We start from the raw sequence: 8,688 nt of genomic DNA, 5'->3' as shown, positions 1-8,688 counted from the left end.
CACAATTCCCGCCTTACGGCTTAAGCACCGCTTCGGCGGCTGCGGCACGGCATCTGCGTTGCCAAAATGCTCGATAAGACATCCAGTATTATCTGCGCTTTTGGCTTAGCATCTGCCGCACCTCGCTCGCCGTATCGGCACTTAGAATTATGCGGTATTGCCTTTAATTTGTAAACGGCTCGGTATTTTTGTTGCAGCCCGGCCAACATGAGGTAGGCGAACAATATTTATTAAGTATATGCTATTTGCCGCAATAAGTCTACCCCCTACATAACAATATGACAAAGATTGTGCATGAATTTTGTGGGATATGTATACAAAAGAGGGACATAGCGGGATGTTTCAGCGGCGTATGGGGCGGCGGGCTGCGTTTTGGGGAGGAGAGCTTTTTGTGCATCGCTGCGCGATTGCGCGGCATAGCCTGCTCGTGGTGGGGCAGGGTTGCGGGCTCCAACCGTTCGCCGCCTGTTCGGCGGCGTGAGGACAGAGGAACAGCCTCGCTCAGCGCTCCGGCTGTTTTTTGCATCGCGCTTTGCGCGATTGCGCGGCATAGCCGCGCAGGCAAAAAAACGGCAGCCGTCAAGGGCAACGGCTGCCGGGCGCCATGCTCCCTTTCCGGTTTCTTACACCATAAGACTCCCTGCGGGAAGTATTTGCGCAAGAAATATCATACCATGGTTTTGCCCGTTACGCAAGTATAAAAAGCAAGGATAGGCCCGATCGACGCACATTTCCCCTTTTTCCTGAATATTCTTAAGCTTTCATGTAGTATTTTCGTCGTTTGTTAAGTCGTTTTTTCATTTTCTGCTTCAACATCCTATTCAAAAATTGCGGCTCCGGCCACTGCTGTGTGCCCTGCAGCGTGAAATTCACAAAAAATTCAGACAACATCTCTTCCTGATTGCCCCAATAATATGTTACACTATTATCATATTAAGATCGAGTTAAGATTGGAGGCTATCCGTGTGCTACGTTCCCGCTTACAATTACGGGAAAAGCTGAAAGAAAAACTGGTGGAAGCGCTGCAGGCTGTTTTGCCTATTGTTGCTATCGTGCTGGTTCTCAGTTTTTTCATCGCACCCCTATCCCCCAGTGTGCTGCTGTGTTTTCTGCTTGGGGCGGTCATGATTATTTTTGGCATGATGTTCTTTACCCTTGGCGCCGAGATGAGCATGACCCCCATGGGCGAACGGGTTGGTTCCGCCATGACCAAAAGCCGCAGCTTGCCCAAAATGATTGTGATCGGCTTTATTCTCGGTTTCATCATTACCATATCGGAGCCGGATTTACAGGTACTGGCCAACCAGGTGCCGTCGGTGCCCAATCTGGTGTTGATCCTTTCGGTTGCCGCCGGTGTGGGGGCTTTCCTTGTTATCGCACTGCTGCGTATGCTGTTCAGTATGGCGCTGCCGCCGCTGCTGGTAACACTGTACGCCATTGTATTTATGCTGGCCGCCTTTGTTCCCAAAGATTTCCTTGCTGTGGCGTTTGACTCTGGCGGCGTGACCACCGGGCCCATGACGGTACCGTTCATCATGGCGCTCGGCGTGGGCATTTCCGCAATCCGCAGTGACCGCCACGCCGCGGATGACTCCTTTGGCCTGGTTGCCCTGTGTTCCATCGGTCCCATCCTGGCCGTACTGATTTTGGGCATCGCCTACAGCCCCGGCGAAAGCAGCTACACCGCCGCGTTCCTGCCGGATATTCAGGACTCGGTGGAGCTGTGGGACCTCTTCATGGTGGGGCTGCCCGCTTATTTTAAAGAGATCGCGCTTTCACTTTTGCCCATCATGGTCTTTTTTGGCGTTTATCAGTTTGCCGTCCTGCACATGAGCCGCAAAGCGCTGGGCAAAATTCTGGTCGGCCTGTTTTATACTTATATCGGGCTGGTTCTGTTTTTGACCGGTGCTAATGTGGGCTTTATGCCTGCCGGCAACTATCTGGGCCAGGTTCTGGCTGCCCTGCCCTACCGCTGGGTACTGATCCCCCTTGGTATGCTGATTGGCTATTTCATCGTCAAGGCCGAGCCCGCCGTGTATGTGCTGAACAAGCAGGTGGAGGAAGTGACCGATGGTTCCATTTCCGCCAAGGCAATGGGGACCAGCCTTTCCATCGGCGTAGCCCTCTCCGTTGGGTTGGCCATGCTGCGGGTACTGACCGGCATTTCCATCTTGTGGATGCTGGTACCGGGTTACGGCATCGCCATCGGGCTTTCTTTCTTCGTTCCCAAAATTTTTACCGCCATCGCGTTTGACTCCGGCGGCGTGGCTTCCGGCCCCATGACGGCAACGTTTCTTCTGCCGCTGGCCCAGGGTGCCTGCCTGGCTGTGGGCGGCAACATTGTAACGGATGCGTTTGGCGTGGTGGCCATGGTTGCCATGACCCCGCTGATTACTATCCAGATTCTTGGCATGACTTACCAGCTCAAGCAGCGCCATGCTTCCCGCACGCAGCAGGCTTATGTGGATGCCTTTGCCAGCCTGCCCGAAGACGCTATTATTGAGCTGTAACGGAGGGATGTTTGAATGAGCCAGCTTTCCTGGATGATTACCATTACTGACCGCAAAAAAGCGCCGGATTTTGTGGCGCTGTACCAGCAACAGAACATACATGTAAGCCTGACCACTGTTGGAGCCGGAACCGCCGTGAGCGAAACGCTGAACTATCTTGGGCTGGAGCGCACCGAAAAAGCCGTAATTTTTACCACCGTTACCGATTCCCGCTGGAAAGCGGTAAAGCGGCAGCTGGAGCACACGATGAACATTGATGTGCCCGGCACCGGCATTGCGTTTACCATCCCTGTCAGCAGCATTGGCGGCAAGCGCGCGCTGCAATTTTTGACCGAAGACCAGGATTTCCAGATTGGGGAGGAAACCACCTTGAAAGATACCAAGTACGAGCTGTTGATTGTGATTGCCAACCAGGGATACAGCGGCCTGATTATGGATGCGGCACGCAGCGAAAACGCGGGCGGCGGAACCGTCATCCACGCCAAGGGTACCGGGATGGAACGTGCCGAGCAGTTTTTGGGCGTTTCTCTCGCTGCCGAAAAGGAGATGGTGCTGATCGTGATCAAGCGCGAGGATAAGAACCGCATCATGCGCGCCATCATGGATCAGGCGGGCACCGCCAGCAAGGCACGGTCGGTCATCCTTTCCCTGCCCGTCACCTCCACCGCCGGCCTGCGCCTGTTGGAAGACGAAGAGCCGGAAGCGGGGATTGAGGAATAAACAAAGTCTTTTGTAATAAGTCTTTTTTGCCCTATTATTACGGTGTTGCCCTAACTTTTTATAATCCATCATTAAACGAACGGCATGTTCCCTTGTACACCAGCTGTGATGCAGGAGGAACATGCCGTTTGTGTTGTGTTTTTAAATTGCAGAATTTTTTAGGAAAAATTTCTTATTTGTGGAAAGTGCTATTTTGTGGGGCTGTGCCGGATATTTTGCTTTGAAGTATAGTACAAGGCAGCGGGCGGGTGCCGAATTTATGCCCACTACCAAATTGGAGTTAGCTCCACATCACGGGGATTTTGCAGGAATGTGTATGCTTTACCACACACATCAAAAGCGCGGTAGGGCGGGATGCCCTCATCCCGCCGAGGAAGCGGCCCCCTTATTGCTCAATAAGCCTTTTATTTTCCAACTGTTTCCAGCCGAACCACCGGCCACCCCAGCAGATCGGCGGCGTGTTCGTCGTGGGTCACCAGCACGGTATCCCGCCTGGCGGCCAGCCGCACCACCGCGGCAGCGGCGTGGCTGACCAGCTCCGGGTCCATGCCGGTAAAGGGTTCGTCCAGCAGCAGGGTCTGCACGGGCTGGCACAGCAGCGCCCGCAGCAGCGCCGTGCGCCGCTGCTGCCCGCCGGAAAGCCGTGCCACTGGCAGGGCCAGTTCCGCCTGCGTAAAGCCGAGGATCTGCAATTCCGCCTGTGCCTGCGTTGGGTTCACCCCGCCCACCAGGCAGATATTGCCCACCGCAGTCAGCTGGGGGCAAAGGCGGCTTTCCTGAAAGACCGCACCAATATTTCCAACGCCCTGCACGGTGCCGGAATCCGGTGTTTCCAGCCCCATCAGGATACGTAGCAGGGTGGTTTTTCCGCAGCCGGAGGGTCCCATCAGCACCAGCGGACCGTTTACCGTCAGGTTCAGATCCCGCAAAACCGGAATACTGCCAAAGGCTTTGTTCAGGTGTTTTACCTTGATCATCCTTCCACCTCCCCGCAAAGGGCACGCTTGGCGCGGCGTAGCGCCCAGGCCGCCAGCGTGCTGAGCGTGGCCGACAGCAGCACGATCACCAGCGTCCAGGCGAACACTTCCGGCGTGGAAATGGTAATCTTAGCGCGGTAAAGCGCATCGCCCACGCTGTAGTCCGGCAAACCGATGACTTCCGCCGAAACGCCGCTTTTCCAGCACATGCCCATGGCGGCAATGCAGCTTTCGCAGAAGGACGGGAACATCCCCGGCAGCCAGATATACCGCAGCCGCTTGCCCAGCGGCAGGCGATAGACCTTTGCCATTTCCAGCAGAGCCGAGTCCGTATCGGCAATGCCGCCCACCGTACCCGCATAAACAACCGGCAGCACATGGGTAAAGCTGACAATGACCGAAAGGTTTTTTCCGCTGACCCACAGCAGCGCCAGAATGACAAAGCTCGCCACTGGCATGGCGCGGATCAACTGCATAACCGGCCCCACCAGGGTGCCGAACCACCGCCACCGGGCCCCGCAGGCCCCCAGCAGCAGCCCCACTGTGACCGCCAGCACAAAGCCCGTTAAAATGCGCAGCGCGCTGAACCCGACCCTGTGCCAGAAATCCGCCGTGGGCAGCAGCCGCCACAAGGTCTGCACCGTTTGCAGGGGGGTGGCCAAAAATAAGCCGTTATGGCCAATGCAAACGGCAAGACCCTGCCACACCGCCACCCAAAAAGCGACGGCAAGCAGGGTTTGCCACATTGGTGTTTTGTTGTTGCGCGCCTTAGCCGGCATAGTAGAAGTCATCTGCCGGGAGCTGGCCGCCCACGCTGGTGGGGTCAGCTGCGTACAGAACATTGAAGTAGGTTTCCAGGTCCGTCTTCATCTCGTCGCCGGTCTCAAACACAATGTTGCAGTTGGGCAGGGCTTTCTGGGCCAGGGCAGCCTTGGCTACAATGCCGTACTGCTCGCACAGGGCAGCAGTGTTTTCCAGGTCGGTGTTGGCAGCTTCCACGCTGGCTTTGTAGCCGTCCATAAAGGCGGCAAAGCGGGCGGGGTCAGCTTCCACAGCATCCTTGCGGGCGACCAGAACGCCGGTTACCAGCTTGGAGCCGGCAACTTTTTCCCACTCTTCGTTCATATCCAGGGCAACGCGCAGGCCTTCGACCTGAGCCAGTGCGCTGGTCACAAAGGGCTGGGGCAGCATGGCGATCGTGCTGGTGCCGGCCTGCAGCTGAGCCAGAGCCTCGGTTGCTTCGCTGTAGAAATCAAGGGTCACATCATTATCCGGGTCAACACCGTTTTCAGTCAGGATGTAGCGCAGAACATATTCCGGGGTGGTACCCTTGCCGGTTGTCACGATGGTCTTGCCCTTCAGGTCCTCCACGCTGTTCACAGTCTCGCCGTTTTCCACAACGTACAGCACGCCCAGGGTGTTGATGCAGGCAACCTCAATGGCGCCGTTGGTTTTCTGGTACAGGGTTGCGGCCAGGTTAGCGGGCACAGCGGCTGCGTCCAGCTCGCCCTTTACCAGCTGCGGCACGATTTCATCGGCCTTGCCGTACATTTCAAAGTCATAATCAGCGGCATCTTCGCCTGCCATCAGGTTCACAAGGCCCATGGTGGTGGGGCCTTTCAGGCCGGCAACGCGCAGGGCACCGTCAGCAGTTTCAGCGCTGGCAGTCTCTTCGGCCGGGGCTTCGGTAACAGCTGGGGCCGGGGTGGCGGTTGCTTCAGCGGCAGCTTCACTGGTAGCCGTTGCACCGCAGGCGGCCAGCGAAACACACAGGGCCGCCGCTGCAACAGCAGACATCAACTTTTTGAACATAGTATATCCTCCTGATTCCATACAGCACCATGCCGGGCACGGTGCTCTTCCCTCTTGCCTGCCATTTCGGCAGTACAAAAGCGCCCGGTATCGCCGGGCGCACTTGCTTTTGCGGTGTTACTATACTATAATTAAATCATCTTGTCGGTTGCCGTGGCAACAAACTGTTGCGGCACACCTGCCATCCCAAAAACAGAAAGGCTGCACCGCATGGATCTGCACCCGTATTACCCGCTATTGGCCCGCACGCCGCTGCTGCGCGGCATGCGTCCGGACGAACTGGACACCCTGCTGGACTGCTTTGCCCCCCGTGTGCGGCGCTATGCGCGGGACGAAATTTTGCTGCTGACCGGGTACGAAACGCGGGAGGTCGGCATTTTGCTGGAAGGCAGCATTACCGCTGTAAAAAGCACGCCGGACGGGGCCAGCGTTGCCATTACCCACATGAGGCCGGGCGGCTTGTTCGGGGATGTGCTTTCCGGTTCCAGCCAAAAGAGTCCTGTTACGGTCATGGCCACCACCAGCTGCCTTGCCCTGTACCTGCCATACCAGAAGATCATCCGCCCCTGCGCCAAGCTGCACAGCGCCCATTTGCAGCTGATGCAAAACCTTGTGTTGACCATCAGCGATAAATATTTTGCGCTGGACCGCCGGGTGGAGCTGCTGATCTGCAAAAGCCTGCGCACCCGCATCAGCCTGTGGCTGCTGGAAGAAGCCCACCGCGCCGGGAGCGATACCTTTACCACCCCGCTGACCCGCGCCGGGCTGGCCGAATACCTGAACTGTGACCGCAGCGCCCTGAGCCGGGAGCTGAGCCGCATGCAGCATGACGGCCTGATTGAAACATGGCGCAGCAGCTTTAAGCTGCTGGACAAAGACCGGCTGAAAAATGTCTGACCGCCACAAGCTAGAATGGAGATTCTTATGCCCGCCCCACTGCCAAATTCCGCCGCCATGGACGCCCTGGTGGAAGAATTATTAACCAAAGACGTTTATATTGTAGATTACCTGCCCCGCACGGTGCCACAAAACAGCGGCGGGCAGTATTTTGATGTGGAATACTATCTGCTGAACAGCCCGCGTTACACCGCGTTAAAAGACAAATTTTCCAGCGTAATTTTCAAGCTGATGTGCTATTACCGCGTCTGCATCCCGTGGGACAGCGGCTGGGTCGACCAGCCAAATCCGGAGCTGATCGACCACATCATTGCCGAAATTATGGACTGCCATTCCGGCACGCTGACCTGCCTGTTCCCGGATGAGCTGGCTCTGCTGGTGTTTGATTGGGACTGCCTGAACCTGAGTATCTACCACCCCAGCGCCGAAATGCAGCAGCTGCTTGCACCGATTGCGGCTTCTGAAGGGCTGTTTTTCCGCGCGGCGGAAACGTAATGCCGGTAATACCTGTTATTCGCGTGCTAACCGCCGCACTTTTACCCCGTTAAGACCGTAGGGGGCGCACCGTCCGATATGGGATATATCTTAGGCAATACCGCATAATTCTAAGTGCCGCAGCTGCCGGAGTGGTGCTTAAGCCGCAAGGCGGGAATTGTGCGGTGTTGCCCTTGTAAAAATGTAATGATAAAGCAAGGAGATACACTATGAGCCGTCAAGTATGGAAAGGTTCCACCCTTTTGAACCCTGAGCCGCCGGTGCTGGTAAGCTGCGGCCCTGCTGGGGCGCCCAACCTGATCACGGTTGGCTGGTGCGGCACCATCTGCACCCAGCCCAGCATGGTTTCCATCAGTGTGCGGCCGGAACGGTACAGCCACCATTTGATTAAAGAAAGCGGCGAGTTTGTCATCAACCTGCCGACAGAAAGCCTGGTACGCGCGGTGGACTGGTGCGGCGTAAAAAGCGGCCGCGATGTGGATAAATTTTCCGCCATGCACCTGACTTCCTCCCCCGCCGCCAAAGTTGGCACCGTGCTGGTGGAAGAAAGCCCCGTCAATCTGGAGTGCAAAGTGACCCAGGTAATCCCCTTAGGCAGCCACGACCTGTTTTTGGCTGAAGTCGTTGCCGTGGATGTGGACGATCGCCTGTTGGACGAAAGCGGCAAGCTCTGCCTGAACAAGGCAAATTTGATCGTATATTCCCACGGGGATTATCTGGCACTGGGCCGCAAATTGGGGTCGTTTGGGTATAGTGTTAGGAAAAAGCCGCGGAAAAAGTAAACCATTGGTTTTATGCAGCTTCACAGATGGTTTGCAAGCACAACACAAACCAACAAGGTTTCTCCGCGGCGGGATGAGGGTATCCCGCCCTACAGAACATGTAATCCGTTCATTGCACATTATATAACGCTCTGTAGGAAACGGTCTTGACCGTTCCGAAACCGTACAGAACACAGCATTCCACAGCACAGAATTCCAAAAATGTTCCCAAAACAAATATCCCCTGCAGACGCAGAATCACTTCCGCATCCGCAGGGGATATTGTTTTAGGGCAATACCGCATAATTCTAAGTGCCGATACGGCGAGCGAGGTGCGGCAGCTGCTAAGCCAAAAGCGCAGATAATACTGGATGCTGCAAAGGTGAGCGCCGCCAGTGGCGGATGCAGCGAACCGAAGCAGGGGCAGCGGTCGCAGAGTGCGAGGGGCTTTTGCCCCCGAAGCACGATGCGGGTACCGCAACCCGACATTATCGAGCATTTTGGCAACGCAGATGC

9 protein-coding genes are annotated in these 8,688 nt (G+C 56.2%); 5 read left to right on the top strand and 4 right to left on the bottom strand.

The window, feature by feature from the left end:
- Positions 1-965: 965 nt before the first annotated feature.
- Together C4885_RS14150 and C4885_RS14145 are read left to right on the top strand one after the other, a co-directional pair.
- Positions 966-2,510: a DUF1538 domain-containing protein gene (locus tag C4885_RS14150; RefSeq protein ID WP_242979610.1), complete on the top strand. Its 1,545-nt coding sequence runs from the start codon at positions 966-968 to the stop codon at positions 2,508-2,510.
- 15 nt (positions 2,511-2,525) lie between these two features.
- The gene (locus tag C4885_RS14145; protein ID WP_114000951.1) at positions 2,526-3,230 is read left to right on the top strand and encodes a P-II family nitrogen regulator; all 705 of its coding nucleotides are present in this window, start codon (positions 2,526-2,528) and stop codon (positions 3,228-3,230) included.
- Between the two features lie 404 nt (positions 3,231-3,634).
- Here C4885_RS14145 and C4885_RS14140 read toward each other — a convergent pair whose 3' ends face one another.
- From C4885_RS14140 to C4885_RS14130, 3 genes are read right to left on the bottom strand one after another with little or no spacing between them, the layout of a single operon-like run.
- Entirely contained in the window at positions 3,635-4,207 is a 573-nt protein-coding gene (locus tag C4885_RS14140; protein ID WP_114000950.1) for an ATP-binding cassette domain-containing protein, read from the bottom strand.
- On the bottom strand, positions 4,204-4,986 hold the full coding sequence (locus C4885_RS14135) for an ABC transporter permease (protein ID WP_242979609.1): 783 nt from the start codon (positions 4,984-4,986) through the stop codon (positions 4,204-4,206). The genes C4885_RS14140 and C4885_RS14135 overlap by 4 nt, the downstream gene beginning before the upstream one ends.
- Complete coding sequence (locus C4885_RS14130) at positions 4,976-6,019, bottom strand: ABC transporter substrate-binding protein (RefSeq protein WP_114000948.1); 1,044 nt, start codon at positions 6,017-6,019, stop codon at positions 4,976-4,978. Before C4885_RS14130 ends, C4885_RS14135 begins: the two co-directional genes overlap by 11 nt.
- Before the next feature lie 210 nt (positions 6,020-6,229).
- On the opposite strand from C4885_RS14130, the gene C4885_RS14125 reads away from it, so the two are divergent.
- The 3 genes from C4885_RS14125 to C4885_RS14115 all read left to right on the top strand — a co-directional run bounded on the left by C4885_RS14125 (position 6,230) and on the right by C4885_RS14115 (position 8,193).
- A complete protein-coding gene (locus tag C4885_RS14125) occupies positions 6,230-6,916 on the top strand; it encodes a Crp/Fnr family transcriptional regulator (protein WP_242979608.1) in 687 nt (228 codons plus the stop codon).
- A 27-nt stretch (positions 6,917-6,943) separates the two neighbouring features.
- Positions 6,944-7,411, top strand: coding sequence for a hypothetical protein (locus tag C4885_RS14120; RefSeq protein WP_242979607.1), 468 nt, complete (start codon positions 6,944-6,946; stop codon positions 7,409-7,411).
- A 209-nt stretch (positions 7,412-7,620) separates the two neighbouring features.
- Entirely contained in the window at positions 7,621-8,193 is a 573-nt protein-coding gene (locus C4885_RS14115) for a flavin reductase family protein (RefSeq protein WP_114000947.1), read from the top strand.
- 109 nt (positions 8,194-8,302) lie between these two features.
- On the opposite strand, the gene C4885_RS16795 is transcribed toward C4885_RS14115, so the two are convergent.
- Positions 8,303-8,688: hypothetical protein (locus C4885_RS16795; protein WP_207657598.1), on the bottom strand; the 386-nt coding region annotated here is incomplete at its 5' end.

This window comes from Subdoligranulum sp. APC924/74 (assembly GCF_003324125.1).
Lineage (GTDB): Bacteria > Bacillota > Clostridia > Oscillospirales > Ruminococcaceae > Gemmiger > Gemmiger qucibialis.
The sequence above is the reverse complement of the archived record's forward strand: the minus strand, read 5'-3'. Positions and strand labels throughout refer to the sequence as shown.